General features: G+C 42.2%; 14 protein-coding genes and 1 pseudogene. 3 read left to right on the plus strand and 12 right to left on the minus strand.

Going from position 1 to position 19,043, the window contains the following annotated elements; translation table 11 throughout:
• Positions 1 to 80: 80 nt before the first annotated feature.
• From E2K93_RS15580 to E2K93_RS15630, 11 genes and pseudogenes are all read right to left on the minus strand, one after another.
• Positions 81 to 284: a hypothetical protein gene (locus tag E2K93_RS15580; protein ID WP_135439974.1), complete on the minus strand. Its 204-nt coding sequence runs from the start codon at positions 282 to 284 to the stop codon at positions 81 to 83.
• Between the two features lie 299 nt (positions 285 to 583).
• Positions 584 to 1,567 (minus strand): rhodanese-related sulfurtransferase, encoded by a 984-nt coding sequence (locus E2K93_RS15585; protein ID WP_189637794.1) that lies wholly within the window; start codon positions 1,565 to 1,567, stop codon positions 584 to 586.
• 250 nt (positions 1,568 to 1,817) lie between these two features.
• On the minus strand, positions 1,818 to 2,576 hold the full coding sequence (tsaA, locus tag E2K93_RS15590) for a tRNA (N6-threonylcarbamoyladenosine(37)-N6)-methyltransferase TrmO (RefSeq protein WP_228445362.1): 759 nt from the start codon (positions 2,574 to 2,576) through the stop codon (positions 1,818 to 1,820).
• Positions 2,528 to 2,902 (minus strand): Rcs stress response system protein RcsF, encoded by a 375-nt coding sequence (gene rcsF / locus E2K93_RS15595; RefSeq protein WP_189637795.1) that lies wholly within the window; start codon positions 2,900 to 2,902, stop codon positions 2,528 to 2,530. Before rcsF ends, tsaA begins: the two co-directional genes overlap by 49 nt.
• A 181-nt stretch (positions 2,903 to 3,083) precedes the next feature.
• Positions 3,084 to 5,612 (minus strand): ATP-binding protein, encoded by a 2,529-nt coding sequence (locus E2K93_RS15600; RefSeq protein WP_135439978.1) that lies wholly within the window; start codon positions 5,610 to 5,612, stop codon positions 3,084 to 3,086.
• A 178-nt stretch (positions 5,613 to 5,790) separates the two neighbouring features.
• Complete coding sequence (locus E2K93_RS15605; protein ID WP_135439979.1) at positions 5,791 to 7,641, minus strand: DUF885 domain-containing protein; 1,851 nt, start codon at positions 7,639 to 7,641, stop codon at positions 5,791 to 5,793.
• 271 nt (positions 7,642 to 7,912) lie between these two features.
• Complete coding sequence (locus E2K93_RS15610; protein WP_135439980.1) at positions 7,913 to 9,259, minus strand: M28 family peptidase; 1,347 nt, start codon at positions 9,257 to 9,259, stop codon at positions 7,913 to 7,915.
• Positions 9,260 to 9,273: 14 nt separating this feature from the next.
• Entirely contained in the window at positions 9,274 to 9,810 is a 537-nt protein-coding gene (locus E2K93_RS15615) for a YaeQ family protein (protein ID WP_135439981.1), read from the minus strand.
• A 78-nt stretch (positions 9,811 to 9,888) separates the two neighbouring features.
• Positions 9,889 to 10,278 (minus strand): lactoylglutathione lyase, encoded by a 390-nt coding sequence (gloA, locus tag E2K93_RS15620; RefSeq protein ID WP_135439982.1) that lies wholly within the window; start codon positions 10,276 to 10,278, stop codon positions 9,889 to 9,891.
• Positions 10,253 to 10,483 (minus strand): annotated as a pseudogene (locus E2K93_RS15625) (hypothetical protein); the annotation flags it as partial. The gene gloA and the pseudogene E2K93_RS15625, both read right to left, overlap by 26 nt.
• A gap of 158 nt (positions 10,484 to 10,641) precedes the next feature.
• On the minus strand, positions 10,642 to 12,042 hold the full coding sequence (locus E2K93_RS15630; RefSeq protein ID WP_189637796.1) for a LytTR family transcriptional regulator DNA-binding domain-containing protein: 1,401 nt from the start codon (positions 12,040 to 12,042) through the stop codon (positions 10,642 to 10,644).
• A 301-nt stretch (positions 12,043 to 12,343) separates the two neighbouring features.
• Here E2K93_RS15630 and E2K93_RS15635 point away from each other — a divergent pair, with 301 nt between their 5' ends.
• Entirely contained in the window at positions 12,344 to 13,804 is a 1,461-nt protein-coding gene (locus E2K93_RS15635) for an alpha/beta fold hydrolase (protein WP_135439984.1), read from the plus strand.
• 247 nt (positions 13,805 to 14,051) lie between these two features.
• Here the strand turns inward: E2K93_RS15635 and E2K93_RS15640 are convergent, their stop codons facing one another.
• Complete coding sequence (locus E2K93_RS15640) at positions 14,052 to 14,330, minus strand: hypothetical protein (protein WP_135439985.1); 279 nt, start codon at positions 14,328 to 14,330, stop codon at positions 14,052 to 14,054.
• Positions 14,331 to 14,822: 492 nt separating this feature from the next.
• On the opposite strand from E2K93_RS15640, the gene E2K93_RS15645 reads away from it, so the two are divergent.
• Both E2K93_RS15645 and E2K93_RS15650 read left to right on the plus strand, forming a co-directional pair.
• Positions 14,823 to 16,616 (plus strand): polysaccharide lyase family 7 protein, encoded by a 1,794-nt coding sequence (locus E2K93_RS15645; RefSeq protein ID WP_228445364.1) that lies wholly within the window; start codon positions 14,823 to 14,825, stop codon positions 16,614 to 16,616.
• Positions 16,617 to 16,906: 290 nt separating this feature from the next.
• A complete protein-coding gene (locus tag E2K93_RS15650) occupies positions 16,907 to 18,985 on the plus strand; it encodes a S9 family peptidase (RefSeq protein ID WP_135439987.1) in 2,079 nt (692 codons plus the stop codon).
• Positions 18,986 to 19,043 lie beyond the last annotated feature (58 nt).

A 19,043-nucleotide genomic window follows, 5' to 3' on the forward strand; every position in this document is an offset into this window, starting at 1 on the left:
CTAACAGCACCCGATAATTAGGCAAATGCTTAAACGTCTACAATTGTTAAAAATAGCGGATAAATGGGTGCTGAACGCGTTTAACGGCGTCGACGTTGAATGCTGCGTTTGATTTGCACGTGCTTATGGCGGCGGCGATTATGAAACCACCATCGATCACTTGGTGTTGACGCGGTTGGACATGGAACGTCACCGTAGGGGAAATACAGATGGTCGCGACTGACATCCAATTCTATTTTATGAGAATTGTTATCCGACTCTTTGTCTGAACTGTCATCAGCCATCTTGATGCCTCGATATGCTTTAGTGACAAACTTGTGATAAAAACTTAATAACAAGAATTAATTGCCTAGATATAACGTTGATATCGCGTTAACTGCATTAATGCTTACTGGTTAAATTTTGCACTATCATACAGCGAAATAGCCGTTATTTCAAATTTGCGGCGCTTAGACAAGATGCAAGAGATGTCTCGCAAACGCCCGTATGGTAATGCCTTAAGCAAAAAAACGCTTTTTAGAGACTAAAAAGCGTTTTGATATTAATGGGTAACGTGATTAACCGACGTTAAACGGTGACAACATTATTTTTGCTTATTTTTAAGCTGTTCTAATTGTTGTTTTTTTTGTTGGCGACGTTGCTCAATTTGTTGCTGCATCGCACCGCCTATGTGCTGTTCGCCACGTTCACTGGCAAGCGCCATTTGACGTTGACGTTCGGCATAACGCGCACGTTGCTGTTCACTGGTTTTATCGAAACAATGGTGACAGCTTACGCCTTTAACGTATTCTTCGCGCTGCATGTCTTCTTCGGTGATTGGCAAACGGCATGCGTGACATTGATCATAAGCGCTGCGCTCTAGATCGTGATTTACCGCGACGCGATCATCAAAAACAAAGCAATCGCCTTGCCACATAGTTTGTTCTTTATCTACGTCTTCAAGGTACTGTAAAATACCACCTTCTAGGTGATACACCTCATCGAAGCCTTGCTCTTTAAGGTACGCGGTAGACTTTTCGCAGCGGATACCGCCGGTACAATACATGGCAACTTTCTTGTGTTTTTGTGGGTCAAGATTGTCTTCAACGTATTGTGGGAATTCACGGAACGAATCGGTATTTGGGTTGATAGCGCCTTTAAAGGTACCGATCTCAATTTCATAATCGTTACGGGTATCAATAAGCAACACTTCAGGATCACTGATTAGCTCATTCCATTGTTCAGGTTTTACATAGGTGCCAACAACTTGTTTTGGGTCGATACCTTGTACGCCCATGGTAACGATTTCTTTTTTAAGCTTTACCTTAGTGCGTTTGAATGGCGCTTTATCGGTGAAGGATTCTTTGAAAGAAATTGGCTCAAGGCCTAAATCGTTATTTAGAAAAGAAAGTAGGGCATCGATACCAGCTCTTGAACCAGCAACAGTACCATTGATACCTTCTTGCGCTAATAACAAAGTACCAACGACTTGGTTATCTAGCATGGCTTGTAAAAGCTGTGGTTTGATTTCCTGGTAGTTTTCCAGGGTGACGAATTTGTACAAAGCACAAACAACGTACTTGCTCATAATATTTCCTCGCGAGTCGGAACGTAAATCCGAAGCAATTATTGTTGACATCAATTTGCGGGTTTCCCCTGCAACGTAACATCAACACTGTAAGATTATAGTGTATTAACGCGCTGCAGAGCGATGTACAACATAGCACCCAGTCTGACAGCGGCGCCATTATACGGAGCCAACAGTGAAAATTCATCCACAATATTAATAGGGTTATTGTGTGGGTGTAAAAAGGCCAATGGCAAGCCGATAGCCGGAGCTATTGGCTAATGCTCAATACCGTGCAGTCATTACCTTGAATTTGCCAGCGAATATTTAAATCGTACAGGCTCATTCCATACTCTTGCATATCATTACTTTTCTTACGATACGCAGGGCGGGGATCTTGGCTCAATACTTGTTCGATAAAGGTTTGTAATTGCGGGTATTGTGTCGTCAATGGCGCGAGTTGTTGCAACGCGCTGTCACTAAAGCCAATGGTTAATGATGACGATTGTGCATCGGGCGCCATCTGAGAGCTGGCGTCAACCACGACATCACTGTAAGGAATGTAGGGTTTAATATCGATGATAGGCGTACCGTCGAGCAAATCCAAGCCGCTGATATCAATGGCTAGGTTGTCATTGATACGGCTGATGCCTTCGAGCTTGACCACCGACATGCCGATTGGATTGGGTCTGTGAGTCGAGCGTGTCGCGAACACACCGGTTTTCTTGTTACCGCCAAGGCGAGGGGCTTTAACCAAAGGCTTCCAGCCACGTTCGATGGTGCCGTGAAATACAAACAACAACCATAGGTGGCTGTGTTGCTCTAAATCGCGAATAAGCTCGCTTTGGTTACAATCGAGTAAGAGTTCAATTTTACCATGGGCGGCGCTAACTAAATTGGGCTGGCGTGGAATAGCAAACTTTTCTTTGTAAGGCGAATGAATAACCGCAACCGGCGCCATATTAAAACTGTCTTGCATGGTTATTTTAACTCGTATGCCTTGCCATAACAGACTTTCATTTCGATGCATTGTGGGTCTTCAACGTAAACGCAAGAGGTGAACACAACCGCTTGTGCACCAATTTGTGCTGCTTGCTCTCTCGCCAAAGTACGTGCGTCAATGTCATTGGCTGGTTTGTCGTTTGCTTTGGCTTTGCAACTGTTGCCTTCGACCAAGCCTAAATAATTTGCTGTGTCAGGTAATGTCTGTTCAGTAAACATTTGCACATTGGTCGCGGCAAAATATTCGTCAAAGTTTTCTTTATCTATGTTGGTTTGTACATGCGGACCAAAACTACAACCTGCAATCATCAGGCTGAATATACTGGTTAGACTAAGGGAGATTATTGTTTTCATTATTTTCGTTATCTTTAATAGGTCATAAATTGTACATAAAAGTGTCATATAAATGTCACACTAGGGGCGTATCTTAGGTGATGTTAACTTTAATTGATGTTCACTCGCTGGTTTCTGTTAACTTCAATTTCGTACCCCCCTTACAACGCCAGTATGCCAGTAATTTCGGCTACTGGCATTTTTATTTGTGAATATGCTTATGCAGTATTTTTTCCATATCCGCCAACATAAACGGTTTTGAAACAAAGTCATTCATGCCCGATAAGGTACATTGCTCGATGTGTTCTTTTTGTGCATCGGCGGTTAGGGCGATGATTGGCAAATCATCAAACTGTGTATTTTCTCTAATGGTTTGCGTTGCCTGGTGGCCATCCATTTTCGGCATATGCACATCCATAAGAACCAAATGATAATGGTTGGCGTTGATAGCTGACACTGCTTGCTCACCATCTTCGACCACATCTACGGTAACACCAAGTTTTTCTAATAACCCCTTGGCGACAATTTGATTAAGCGGAAAGTCTTCGGCAAGCAACACTTTGATGCCACTAAACAAGCCAAGTTTGTGGTTGTCGGTGCTCTCATCGCCGGAGTTAGCCATGGCGTCTAAAACCCCTTGAAAGGTCATCGGCCAATGCACATGGTGACGGTTATCACAAAATGCAAAACGATTACGTTGTTCGGTTTGGCCAAGACGAGAGATGATGATCATCTTAAACGTATGTTGCTGATATAGGCTTTGTACCTGTCGCTCCAAGGCGGCAATTTTATCGTCTTGGAGATAGCATATATCAATCAATAAGCAGGTTTTGTCGTCGTTGCTTAAATCGGTCGTTAAGTCTGCGCTTGTGCTTGTGCTTGTGCCTGTGTCAGTGACAGTGCCTGTGTCGGTGTCGGTGTCAGTGGCAGTGTTTGAGTCCGTGTCCATGTCCGTGTTTGATTTGGTGTTAGGGGCAGCACTTAGCTCAGCATTGGCGCTCAAATCGTTAATAAAGGTAAGTGCTATTTTATGGTGCGCACAATGTTGCGTCAGTAAGTCAATATGGTGGTTGTCGTCGGTGATCGCCAATACGCGGTTTTGCTGCAATTGTTGCGTTTTTTGTTCAAGCTCACGTTTCATTGGCACGGTGAGTGTAAAACAACTGCCGTGTCCATAGTCGGATTCAACCTCTATGGTGCCCTGCATTAAACTGGCTAACTTTTGGCATATCGTTAATCCTAAGCCGGTACCACCAAACTTTCGGGTTATCGAGTTATCAGCTTGCGAGAACGGTTTAAAAATGCGTTCTTTATGCTCTTGGGTTAACCCGATGCCAGTATCTTTGACCTTAAAATACAGATTGTCGTGGTCTTGCTCTAAACACACCATGACCACACCTTCACTGGTGAATTTGATGGCGTTTGAGGTCAGGTTCATTAAGATTTGCCCGATTCTTACCGGGTCGCCATAAAAACTGCGCGCGACATTGGGCGCTATGTTAAAACGCAGTTCGAGGTTTTTATCCTCAGCGCTAATCGCCAATACGTTGGCAAGGCGATCAAATAGGCTGTTTAGTTCAAACTCGACCTTGTCTATGGTCATACGATCGCTGTCTATTTTAGAGAAATCGAGAATGTCGTTAAGAATATCCAACAGTTGTTTCGCCGAGATCAATATTTTGTCGACATAGGCTTTGTCTTCATTTGCCAAGTCTTGGCTTTGCAGCAGTTGAGATAAGCCGATAATGCCATTCATTGGCGTGCGGATTTCATGACTCATATTGGCCAAGAACTCACCACGGGTACGATTTGCTGCTTCGGCTTGCTGCTTGGCCTTGTCGGCAATCAAGGCTTGTTGTTCGTACTTAACCAAGGTTTGTTTAATTTCATCTTGCATTTGGTTCATTGCTTTTAACAGCATATGAATGTCGGCGGCTTTACCTGAATGCTTAGGGCGATGGCTAAAATTACCTATGCCTATGTTGCGTGCGAGATCGGTAATGGTGCCTAATGGCCCCGAGATATGCTTAATGATGTAGTAGCGAATCCACAGCAAACTGACGATGAATAAGGCTTGTAGGGATAGTTTAACCAAGCGGCCGTTCTTAATTTGTTGTTCAAGGCTCGATGTTATTTGGTAATGCCATCGGTCGTATTCTTGTTGAAAACGATCGATTTGCGCCATGAATTCACTTTTCTTTTTTAAATAGTCTTCGCCGTATAAAAGCTGCATGGCTATGTCTTTGTTTTTGACGTTATCTTGGTGGTATAGATTGACCGCCGCTTGCTCTACATCGGCTAACTCATCGCCCATTTTTACCGCATCACGCAGCAAAACTAATTGTTCTTCTGGCGCCAATAATTTCTCTATTATTCCAGCAAGAGGTTCGGTACGTTTGATGTTTTCTTCGCGTTCGGTGTGATGTTTATCCCAATAGATACTGAAATAGTGAGCAGGGCGCATGCGGTCACCGCGTCGCATTTCGATGATTTCTAGAAAATACTGATGGTAGTTTTCATCGCCGGTAACCACGTAGGTGCGCGAGGTACGAGTTTGCTTATTCGATGAGTCGCGAACAATGGCGGCCAGTTCCATAATGGCAACACGATCGTTTTCTAAGGCGTTAAGTTGATTTGCGGTTGACTGATAATAATAAAAAACAGCGATGTTGGCGGTGATCAGAACCAACAGGACAAGGAAGAATCGAGTAAAGTAGCTATTGATGGTCACAGCTGTCTCATAAAGGGGATTACGACTTATTTGATTGTAACACTGACACTTTAGTTTGGCGAAAAAATGACAAAAAATATCATTAATTTATATGCTTAGCGCATTTGAAGTAAAAAATAGGTAAAAAAAGACCCGGTATCATAACCGGGTCTTTTGTGTTTTTATCAAAGCAGCGTGATTAAGCGCCTTTTTTCTCTTTGATGTAGTTTTCCATCATGGTGTTCATGATATCCAATGGTAATGGACCGTTTTTAAGGTAAACGTCGTGGAATTCACGGATGTCAAACTTGTCACCTAACTCAGTCTTCGCCATCTCACGCATACGTAAGATTTCAAGCATACCTACTTTGTAAGCTGTTGCTTGTGAAGGCATTACCGCATGGCGCTCTACCATTTTAACGGCGTCTGATTTGGCATTCGGCGTGTTATCAACGTAGTAAGCAAGACTTTGTTCACGAGTCCACTTCTTGGTGTGCATACCCGTATCAACAACCAAACGACATGCACGCCATAGTTCCATCGCCAAACGACCAAAGTCTGCGTATGGGTTTTCGTACAAGCCAATTTCTTTTGGTACTAGCTCAGAATATAGACCCCAACCTTCAGAGTAAGCTGTGTAGCTACCAAATTTACGGAAAGTAGGAATACCTTCAAGCTCTTGAGAGATCGCCAATTGCATATGGTGACCTGGAATACCTTCATGATAAGCCAATGCTTCCAATTGATAGGTTGGCATTGCTTCCATATCATACAAGTTGGCGTAATAAATACCTGGACGTGAACCGTCTGGCGCAGGGCGGTTGTAGAATGCTTTACCTGCTGATTGCTCACGGAACGCTTCAACACGTTTTACCACCAAATCCGCTTTCGGCTTAACAAGAAACAGCTCGTCTAAGCGGGCTTTCATGTCATCAATCCAGAAAGTTGCTTCGTCAAGGTAGCGTTGCTTGCCTTCTTCAGTATTTGGGTAGTAGAACTGCTTGTCGGTACGCATAAACTGCATAAAGGCTTGTAAATCACCTTTAAAACCAACTTTGTCTTTAATTTCACGCATTTCGTTATGAATGCGCGCAACTTCACTTAAACCGATTTCGTGAATTTCATCTGCGGTTAAGTTGGTTGTGGTGGTTTTTTTCAATGCTTGGTTGTAATACTCAGCACCTTCAGGGAATTTCCATGCACCGGCATCATGAGTTGATTTTGGCTCAAGCTCGATTAGGTAATCAATAAGGTGTTGGTAACCTGGCTGTACGCTTTCAAGCAATGCTTTTTCGGCGTTGGCGATTAGGTCTTTTTTACTTTCGTCAGAGATGTCTAATTTGTCGACCTTGCCTTTAAAGTCGGCTAATAAGGTTGAGTCATCACCTTCGGTAAATGGTGCGCCAGTGATCAGGTTTTGTGAATCACGGATAACGTGAGGGAAAACGAAATCAGGGGCAATAATACCTTTTTGCTCACGAATTTTAAGCTGTTCAACCAATTGCTCCATAACGGTTTGAACGCCGTTCAAACGAGCAACATAATCGGCTGCTTCTTTAGCGTCGCTAACAATGTGTTGATTGATCATGAATGATGGGATGTTTGAGTGAGTACCAAACATTTGATTCACAGGGTAGTTGTGATGACGCCATTTGAATCCAACAATTTGTCGCTCTAGTGATTGCTTGAACAACTGGTAGCTGATTTTTGTTTGAGCATCGAGTTTGTCATAATCAAACTGATCAAGTGCGGCCAAACTATCTTTAGTGAACTGTAAATCATCTGCTGCACTTTCTTCGGTGAAGTCATCCCACTTATCGTAATCTTGACGAATACCTAAATAGGTTTGCGTTTGTGGTGAACGCATAACGCCGTCCATAAATACTTTTTCGAAGAACGCATTAAGGCGCTCAGATTCCGTTTGAGCCTTTTGCTCGGCTTCGACTACCGGCGCAGTTTCTACTTGTGTTGTTTGTGGCGCTGTATTATTACAAGCCGTTAGTAGGGCGCTAGATAGGGCAAGAGCCAATAAAGATTTTGTTGTTCGCATAATTTGACCTTTTGCTTAGATTTGGTGCCAAAGGGTGCCTTAAAAAGTAATGATTTTCAACAAATCTGTAACTATTTGATCTTAAGACTCGACCAACTACCTGATTTATACGGTGAATTGAGGTTGTTGCTGGTCATCGTTTGGCGAAATAAAGATGATTAAATAATAGGCTAAGCAGGTGTTTTAGCATCTTTTGTTATTTTAAAAGACAAAAAAGCCCGGCGATTGCCGAGCTTTAAATGAGGGGGCGTTGTAAAGGTTGTGGCACTCTTTAAAAGAATGCACCTGCGGCGCCTGCACTTTCTTTATCAATCCGTTTTGGTGTCACTTCACCGGTGAGCAATGGCATACTGGCATTTGCTAAGGTATTGATAATCAGTGTCATTTGCTCGACATCTAAGGTCTCAACTTCATCGGTCACTTTGTGATAATCCAAGTCTTTATTGATTTGCGTGCTGGAAAAGCTGTGTGCAGGCACGCCAGCTTTAGCCAAAGACGCATTGTCAGAACGATAGAACAGCTGATAAGCCGGGTAAGGGTCGGCATAAATCGTTTGTTCACCGTTGGCTTTGTTTAATAACTCACCCAGATCAGAGCGATCAAAGCCTGTCATCCATACCTTGCCAGAGCCAAATTCAGACGCTTTACCGATCATTTCGATATTGATCATGGCAACGATTTGGTCGGTGTTAACATCATTTACGAACGCTTTAGAGCCAAGCAGGCCAGATTCTTCGGCGGTAAAACTCACAAACATGATGTTGCGTTTTAGTTCAAGCTGACCTGACTTTTGCTGGGCTGCATAATAGCGCGCAAGGTTAAGCACCGCGCTAACGCCACTGGCGTCATCGTTTGCACCGTTATAAATAACGTCTTGAGCTTCATCTAAGGCTTGGGTTGTACCAACGTGATCGTGATGCGCAGAATAGATAACATACTCATCGCTGTCGTTATTGGCTTCAAGTACGCCAACCACATTGGCTAGTGTAACTTGGCTTTTTTCGACACTGCCCTTGGCAGCATAATTTTCTAGCGAATCGATATTGGCAATCACCATAACCAACGCTTGCTCAGCTTTCTCGGTTAATGATTTACTGCCACGCGCTAAGTATTGTTGGTATTGCACAAATTGCGTACGATGCGCTTCATCAATCACCACTAAGGTGTTGCCACCTTGCTGATTAACGCTCGACATCGCTGCACGCAAATCATCAGCTGCAGCCACATGAACAACTTGGCTATTTTCTTTATTCAAGCTGAAATTATGACCGGCGCTAAAAGCGATATCCGCAGCATCAATAGCATTACCATTGATGCTTAGCTCAACTTGCTGTGGAGTATACACATAAAGGTTAATGGCTTGTTTGTAGCCCTTTAATTGTGCCAGAGGTTTCAATCCAGCATCTTTAAATTGATCGACGATATAATTTTCAACATCATTAATTTGCGCAGTGCCTATGGCACGTCCTTGCATCTCATCGGATGCGAGAAAACGCAAATCTTTGTCAACTTGACTGGTGTTAATCGTTGCCGCGAAAAGCGGTGAACAAAAACTGAATAATGTTGCCGATAATACGGCGAATACTGTGTTGGTTTTTACCGAACTTGTGCTCTTCATGAGTCCTCTGAACGTTATTGCTTTAAAAACGTGGTGGTTACTTGCATGCTATTTTCTGCATTACTTAGCCAAATTTGACCAGTATCTATGGTGCATGTCAAATCCATAGAGCGAGCGACGTAACTTGCCATTTGTTCGCATTGGTCAGGATCAAATGCGATCACTTGCAAATTGTCATAGCCATGCAATTTGTTTTCGATTTTTTGCCACCAGGTATCGGTGCTTGAGCGATAGGTATATATTTTTACCTGCTGGGCACTGCTGCAGGCTTTTTTGATGCGTTTTTCATCCACCTCACCAAGATCAATCCATAACAAGATTTGCTCGCTATAGTCTTTTTGCCAAATCTCTGGTTCTGAGTCTTCGCTTAAGCCTTTGGTAAAGGTTAAATCCTCATTGGCATTTAATACGTACGCGAGTAGGCGAACCATCATGCGCTTATCGGTTTCAGAAGGGTGCTGAGCGACCGTCATCGATAGTGTCTCGTAGTAATGACGATCCATGTCGCTAACTTGTATGTGCGCTTTATTTACGGTTGCTTTTAATGCCATGATTAGCCTGATTATTCGCTGCTATAGGATAAAAAAGACCGGGCTTAGCCCGGTCTTATCTGATTGGACTGCTTGTCCTTAGTGTTCTTTTGCCTGAATTAACTCAATGGCATAACCATCTGGGTCTTTTACGAAAGCGATTTCGGTGGTGCCACCTTTTACCGGGCCGGGTTCACGAGAGATGATACCGCCTAACGATTTAATCTTGTCACAAGCGGTATAAACGTCGTCTACTTCAATGGCGATATGACCAAACGCCTCACCCATATCGTAACTATCGACACCCCAGTTATACGTTAACTCCAACACCGTCGAGTGGGCGATATCATCGTAACCTAAAAAGGCCAAGGTATAACGATATTGCTCGTTCTCTGATTGGCGCAATAGACGCATGCCTAAAACATCTTGGTAGAAACTAATAGAACGGTCTAAATCACCGACTCTAAGCATTGTATGTAGAATACGCATAATAAATCCTAATCGCTGGTTTTTCTTTGAATTCGCATAAATCTTTTATGATGCAGGCACCGCATTTGGGGTTTCTTGCTACACAAGTATAGCGCCCATGCAATATAAGCCAGTAGTGTACATCAAGTTTAAATTCTTTAGATACTACTTTTAGCAGCTTTTGTTCGACCAGATCAACATATTTACGCATTGCCAAAATGCGGCGATAACCGGCTCAGACTATATAAGGCTGTCAATGACAATGATAAAGACAATGATTGGCCAGTAGAAAGATAACAAATGTCGATTAAAACCTTTGTTATCCATGTTTTATTTCAGTCTGATTGGGCAAAGCTCTGACGTTTATGAAAGCCATTTATAATATCAGTTTTGTTTTATGAAATTTCGCACCGTAGGCATAATTCGTCGACTGACCGGTACTTCCATTGCATCGTGTAATTGCAAAAAGCCAGCCGCCGATGTTTTCGCTTGTTTTAAGCTTGTTGTCGTTAAACTGTGAATAAACTCAACATTCACCAAATAAGAACGATGAACCCGTAAAAACGTATTGGGAAGTGTCGACTCTAACTCTTTTAAACTGCCGGTAAATAAACGTTGCTGATGGTTTTTAAGGTTCATTTCAACGTAATCTCCCGCCGCTTTACAAAACACAATGTGATCGCTGGTGATTATTTCGATTTTCCCTGCACTGTTAATTTTAATGCTACTTGGCTCTGTCTTTTGCTGATTTTGTTCGAGCTTAAATTGCAGCTTTGCCACTAAGGCTTGCTCTGCCTCCTTGTCTTTTTGTTCTTGGTTGAGCTTTCGCGCTTGCAGAATAAATAGAACTATCAGCACCGCAGAAATGATGTAATAAAACAGCGCATCATGAAAGGTGGTGAGGGTTAAAACAATGGTGAATGAAAACAACACAAACAGCAGCGCATACAATGCCCATTCCTTTGATTTAGTGCGTATCGCTTGCATGGTTAACAGGGTAGCGCTGATCACACTGGGCACAAATATCGCTAAAGCGGTTTTTGGATCAAATCCTGGGATGAGCCAGACAATGAGCAAGGTGAGAAATCCACCTGTCAAAATCCACCAATATGGTTTGCTCTTTTTCAGCTTTAATACAACAAAACTTAATAAACACATCCCGAAAAGAAACGAGAGTGAGACGATGAGCAATAGCCTGACATCCTGAAAAGGGTATGGATAAGAGTATAAAGCGCGAGAAATTTCAGCAAATAGCTGTAATGATGCAAACGACGTCATCAATAAAAAGAGCAAACTATTTGCGCGCTTTCTAGGGTTAAAGCTCGCCACTAAGAAATAAATAGCCCCTAACAGCAGCGCGCCTAAAGGCACAATCGACACACCTAAATTACGTTGAATAAAGTAAGTCGGCGCAGAATAGATACCAAAGCCGATAAAATTCAACGGACTGTTTAAGCTTAAAAAGCCGTGATGCGATGACATTTCTATAATGATTTCATTGCTGTTTGGCTTGATTAATTTTGCCGGGACATAAAACATCGCGTCTATTTTGCCAACTTGCTCTAAGTTGGGTATCGCATTAGGTGAACCGTTGCTGCCTATATAATGGCCATTAAAATAGACTTTGCTGGCGGCCTTGCCAGACAGATAAACACTATGAGGTTGTTTATCTTTGAGCATATCTTCGGCAACATTAACGGTGGTTTTTACCCATAACGCCTTGTTTTGAGGATCTATCTGACTGGCGTGTGCTGTTTTACATTCTGCTTCGCTAAAACTGGGCATCACACTAGACTGTGACGTTATAGGGCAAATAGTGACCGAGTCTAAATTAATAGACACTAAAGATTGTGCAAAACCGAACCCTGAATACAGGCACAGGATGAAACAAAACTTAGAGAGTAAAATACGTGTTGTCATGGAAAATACTATATTAAAAATTAGGTGATCATGCGCGACCATTTACCGATTAATTTATACCACTTAACGGAATAAAGTGGAAAAACCATGCCTTTCAACGAGTTATTAATGCATCCCTGTAACACTTAAGCAATAGTGACGACATTGAAACAAGAAGGAAGAAGTCATGAATATTAAAAAAATTACACTTGGTTTGTTGTCTTTAGTAACGACATTAATGTCATTTAACAGTATGGCAAGCAATACATTCGCCAATGAAAAAGAGATTTTGTTCAAAAGTGGTGAGCAGTCAACACTCGCCTTTGAAGGTACCATTGAGGTATTAGAAAACCGTAACGACAAAAATAGTCGAACCATACCTCTCACCTACGTAAGGTTTCCTGCCACAGGCAATAAAAAAGGCTCACCTATTGTGTATTTGTCGGGAGGGCCTGGTGGTTCTGGTATTTCAACCGCACAATACCCAAACTTTCGATTCCCACTGTTTATGGCGTTAAGAGAATTTGGCGATGTAATCGCCTTAGATCAACGTGGCACAGGCAAGTCGAGTATCGTTCCTAGATGTGAATCGACGCAAACCTTAGCGCTGAACGAAGGTTTGTCGGATGCGCAAGTAACCAAAGTTTACCGCGCTGCGGCAAAAGAATGCGTAGATTATTGGCGCACACAAGGCGCCGATGTACTTGGCTATACCACAGTGCAAAGTGCCCACGACTTAAATGATCTGAGAAAACACCTACAGGCTGAAAAACTTACCTTATGGGGTATTTCTTACGGTACTCATCTGGCATTGGTCAGTTTAAAGGTGATGGAAAATCATATCGACAAAATGGTGCTTGCCAGTGCGGAAGGGCTTAATCAAACCGTTAAATTACCAGCTCGTACCGATGCCTATTTTAAACGTTTGCAACACGCAATAGATCAGCAACCTAAAGCCAAAGCCGCATATCCCGATGTGATTGCTTTAGCCAAGCGTGTAAACAACAAATTGCAAGATAAGCCGATAACATTAACCGTTCCACAAAAAGATGGTAAGTCGGTTGAGTTCTTATTTCAAAAGCGTCATATGCAAGGGATAGCATCTGCAACGATTTCTGACCCACATCGTTATGTGGCTATGCTATTAAGCATATATTCAGAGATTGATAATGGCACCACGGCCATGTTGCCGAGTATTATTGAACGTGCAGGCTTGCTGAACGATAAAGTAAGCTTTGACATCATGTCGTTTGCAATGGATGTCGCCTCGGGTGTTACCGATGAGCGGTTAACCTTAATTGAGCAACAAGCGCCAGATTCAGTGGTCGGTAAAATGTTAAATTTCCCAATGCCACAGCTAAACAAAGTGATTCCTGGGTTAGATTTAGGTGATGATTTTCGTGCTAAGCCAAAAAGTGATGTCGCAACGTTACTGTTATCTGGAACGTTAGACGGAAGAACCTATATGCAATCGCAATATGAAGCCACGGCAGGTTTAACAAACGTGACAAAAGTAACCGTAAAAAATGCAGGTCATAACTTATTTATGTTATCACCTAAAGTGACTGACACCATTAAAGCCTTTTTAGCCGACAAACCTATAGAAGACAAAGAAATCGAGTTTGTGTTACCGCCTTTTGTCGAGTGATGAGTAGAGTCTTTGTAAACATAAAGCGAGCTTATGTCACCGTTGGCATGGGCTCGTTGCAGACTAACGTTACTCAGGTGTATTAGTTCAGTCATAGCTTTAAGCTCACTTAGGTCTTCAATAATACGCAGCATACGCATACCGGCATTAAATTTATAAAAGCACTACTATAAAAGCACTACTATAAACGCACGATATTTATAAACGCATTAAGTTTTGCCTCTCACGTTGTGCATACATCGTGACTTTACAGCTCTTTGAAATCTTCTCTCTGAAATCTTCTCTCTGAAATCTTCTCTCTGAAATCTTCTCTCTGAAATCTTCTCTCTGAAATCTTCTCTCTGAAATCTTCTCTCTGAAATCTTCTCTTTGAAATCTTCTCTCTGAAATCTTCTCTTTGAAATCTTCTCTTTGAAATCTTCTCTTTGAAATCTTCTCTTTGAAATCTTCTCTTTGAAATCTTCTCTTTGAAATCTTCTCTTTGAAATCTTCTCTTTGAAATCTTCTCTTTAAAATCTGAGAACATGCAATTTATGTTGTTTTGGAAATAAACAACTTAACTGAAGCGCTTTTATAAAAAACTTGATTAAGCTCTAATGAGGTCTTAATCAAGTGCTAAATTGAGCGTCATTTGCGACATTTATAGATTAATAAGTTCTAACAAATATTTTTTAATAACTTTTATAAAACCTCGCTTCTCACCGCGAATTTCCTCGCGCTTCGTGTCAATTTAATGGCATTAACATTACTAGCCTTCACCAGGAATTGGTCTGACCAAAAATAAATCCAGTTAGTAATCACTTCAGCAGAAAACCCCTTGTTATCTGGTTGTTTTTTAAACTAATAGCCCTAATTTCACATTTTTCGTCTTGTAAATGGCCATTAAAGCCAATATTTGATCTTTGGTCTGACATGTTGCAGTATCCAATTCGAAGCCGAAGGTTAACAATTTGGTCACAACTTGAAACCAAAGATTAACAAATTGGTCGTACAAAAATAATAAATATAAAAAGGTCAAATGATGCAAAACAATAACAAAAGCTATTTAACCAGCTTGGTTCTGGGGAGCCTCGCCTTCACTGCAGTGGGCTTTGCGGCGCCTGCGAGTGCCGTCAATATAGAAAATCCAGGTTTTGAGAGTAATTGGGATGGTTGGTCCGATACCGATCCGTCTGCCATATCGTCAGATTCTTACTCAGGTAACCGAGCGGCGAAAATTACCGGCAGCTCTGGGGCTTTCGAACAATCTGTGAATGTTCTCGCAAATACCGATTATCAGCTTCAGGCTTTTATCAAGGGATCAGGTAAGATTGGCGCACGCGTCAATGGCACCACGTATTCAAACAGTACCAGTAGCAGTGATTTTGAAGCCGTTACGGTAACCTTTAATTCAGGCTCTGCGACACAAATCACATTATTTGGTGAGTATGGCTCGGGAGAAGGACGATTCGATGATTTTAGTCTAACCGAATCCAGTGAACCAACAGATCCTGGCGAAACCACACCACCAACCGGCGGCGAATGCGAGGCAAGTGGCGAATTAACTATCTCATCTGCCTTTGATGATGGTAGCAATGATGGTCACGGCCCGAGTAATACCATTGATGATGATTTAAGTAACACATCTCGCTGGTCGTCTAATGGTTCTGGTAAGCAGATTACATTCGACCTAGGCGCTGAAGCCACCGTTAATGGCGCTCAAATCGTCTGGTTTAAGGGCAATACCCGTGTTTCTTATTTCGATGTCGACACATCACTCGATAACAGTAACTGGGATGCTGCTGTGGTAAGTGCACAATCGTCTGGTAGCAGCAGTAGTTATGAAACCGTCGATGGTTTTAGTGCCCAGGCCAGATATATCCGTATTACCGGTTATGGCAACTCGTCAAACACCTGGAACAGTATCATTGAAGCCAAAGTGCTAGGCTGTAATCAGGAAGACGGCGGTACTAACCCACCGGTAGAACCACCTGTAGAGCCGCCGGCAACTGGCATTGAATTAAACGATTGGACATTAGGTGTCCCTGTTGATAACAACGGTGATGGCAAATCCGATACCATAAGTGAAAATGAACTAGTTGCTGGCTATCAGCACAGTGAATGGTTCTATTATGCCGCGGACGGTGGCTTAGTATTTAAAGCCCCGATTGATGCGCCTAAAACATCGACGAACACCAGTTACACTCGTTCAGAATTACGAGAAATGCTGCGTCGCGGTGACGAGAGTATCTCTACCCAAGGGATAAATAAAAACAACTGGGTTTTCTCTACCTACTCTGCTGAGGACCGCTCAAATGCCGGTGGTATTGATGGTGAGCTAGTCGCTACGTTGAAAGTTGATCATGTTACCACCAGTGGTGACAGTGGCCAGGTAGGCCGTGTGATTATCGGTCAGATCCATGCGCGCAATGACGAGCCAGCGAAACTATATTATCGTAAATTACCGGGTAACAGCTTAGGTTCAATCTATTTGGCCCATGAGCCCAACGGTGGTAATGATGATAAATACGACATGATAGGCAGCAATTCAAGCTCGGCATCAAACCCAAGTGATGGTATCGCTCTGGGCGAAGTCTTTAGCTATTCCATCAAGGTCGTGGGTCACGACTTGACGGTCACCATTATGCGTGAAGGTAAAGCGGATGTTGAACAAAAAGTTGATATGAGCAATAGCGGATATCACAACGGTAGTGACGAGTATAATTACTTCAAAGCAGGTGTTTATAATCAGAATAATACCGGTGATGCTGACGATTATGTTCAGGCGACCTTTTATAGCATCGTCAATACTCATGATGGCTATAACCCATAAAAATTGAGTTCTTTCATCAATTTATATGACTAAATTAAGAATTGGGCTGCGATTTAGCCCAATTCTTTGTCCCACCAATATTCACTCGAGAATATTACAGTCCCCGTTGTGAGCATGTGTTGAAACCGTGCAACAGCACGTCAAAACAGATTCTTCAATTTTCTTGTTAGCTTCTTAAAAAAATGCACTTTCTAAATTAAATATATGGTGTTTATACGTTTGAATAAGTTATGTTTAGGACAGCTTTACGAATTTTTATCGAATTAAAATCAATAAGAGATAAACCTACCATGAATAAAAAGCATTTAACCAAATCATCGTTAACGCTGTTAATTAGTACGTTATTTGCCAGCCATGCAGCTTTTGCCGATGAGCCGACAAGTAATACGTTATCTTTGAAAGACGTATTTAATCTTGAATATGCTGCTAATCCTGTTGTGACGCCCGATGGTAAACACGTAGTTTACGAGCGCCGAAGCATGGATATTATGACGGATTCAATGCGACGCAACCTGTGGTCAGTCGCATTAGATGGTAGCACTCATCTACCGATTCTTTCTGACAGTAAAAATCACTTTAACCCTGTATTTTCACCTGACGGCGCTAAGATGGCTTACCTGTCAAGTAAAGAGGGTAAAGTACAAATCTATTTGAAAGATTTAGCATCAAACAACACCGCTCGCGTAACAGACGTTGCAATGAGCCCTAGCAGTATGAGTTTTTCACCTGACGGTAAATATTTGGCTTTTGCTATGTTTACACCAACGAAAGCCAAACCTTTATTTAGTTTAGGTTTTAAGCCAAAAGATGCTAAGTGGGCGGAAAACCCTCAGTATATTGATCAAACTAATTTTCAACGAGATGGCATGGGCATGAGACGCCCAGGCAACATGCAAGTGTATGTTGTACCGACTATTGGTGGCACGCCAAGACAAATTACCACCGGTGAACACGATCACGCAGGTTCAATAGCATGGTCTAAAAACGGCCAACAGTTAATTATCTCTGCCAACACAAAAGATGACGCAGAGTTCGATATGCTAAATAGCGATCTATTTAGCATTGATGTAAACACGTCAAAAGTAACGAGATTAACGGATATGAGTGGCCCAGAATACAGCCCTCAATTGAGTCCTAATGGTAACAAAATAGCCTTTGTTGGTAATGAAGACAATGGCAAGTCAAATCAGCTAAGCCAATTATACGTAATGGATGTTGATGGCTCTAGTATTGAAAATTTAACGACGAAACTAGACCGCTCTGTTGGTGATATTAAATGGGCAGATAACGGTAAAGGCTTATATTTCAGTTATGATGATATGGGTAAGAAAAATGTCGCCTACGTAAACTTATCAGGTAAGATTTCAAAGAAAACAAGTAACTTAGGTGGCACGACTTTAGGTAGACCATATACCTCAGGCAATTACGATGTAACCGACAATGGCAGCATTGTTTACACCTCTTCAACGGGTATTCGTCCAGCTGATCTTGCGATAGTAAATAAGAAGGGCAAAGCCAAACAACTTACTGATTTAAATGGTGATGTATTTGATCACAAAACAGTGAACAAACCAGAATTAGTGGAGTTAAAAAGCAGTGTAGATAGTCGAGATTTACAAGCTTGGATAGTAACACCACCAAATTTTGACCCTAAGAAAAAATACCCATTAATTTTAGAAATACATGGCGGCCCACACACCGCGTATGGCCCAGGTTACTCAACCGAAGTGCAACTAATGGCAGCGGCTGGTTATGTGGTTTTATACGGCAACCCTCGTGGCTCTACCTCTCAAGGTGAAGAGTTCGCTAATTTGATCGATAAAAATTACCCATCACAAGATTATAATGATCTGATGGATATGGTTGATGCGGCAATTGCCAAAGGCTATGTCGATGAGTCGAACCTGTTTGTAACCGGTGGCTCCGGCGGTGGTACGTTAACGTCTTGGATTATCGGTAACACCGATCGTTTTAAAGCATCTGTTGTGGCAAAACCCGTCATCAACTGGACCAGCATGATCGGTACATCTGATATCTATGCCTTTATGAGCAAATATTGGTTTACAGACTTACCTTGGAACGATTACGAGCAATATTGGAATCGTTCGCCGTTATCATTAGTTGGCAATGTCAAAACGCCAACCATGGTACTAACCGGTGAATTAGATGTACGTACGCCTATGTCTGAAAGCGAACAATACTACGGTGCATTGCGCTTACAAGGTGTCGAAAGCTCACTGGTTCGTATTCAAGGCGCCTATCATGGAATTGCCGCTAAGCCTTCTAATCTAGCACGCAAAATCGGCTATATCTTAGCTTGGTTTGATAAGTACAAAGACGACAGTGATACTGAAAAGAAAGGCGATTAGATATTAGTTTTTCTTAAAAAATAAAGCCCTAATTACTGGTTTAGTATTTAGGGCTTTT

The sequence above is a fragment of the Thalassotalea sp. HSM 43 genome (assembly GCF_004752005.1).
Taxonomy (GTDB): Bacteria; Pseudomonadota; Gammaproteobacteria; order Enterobacterales; family Alteromonadaceae; genus Thalassotalea_A.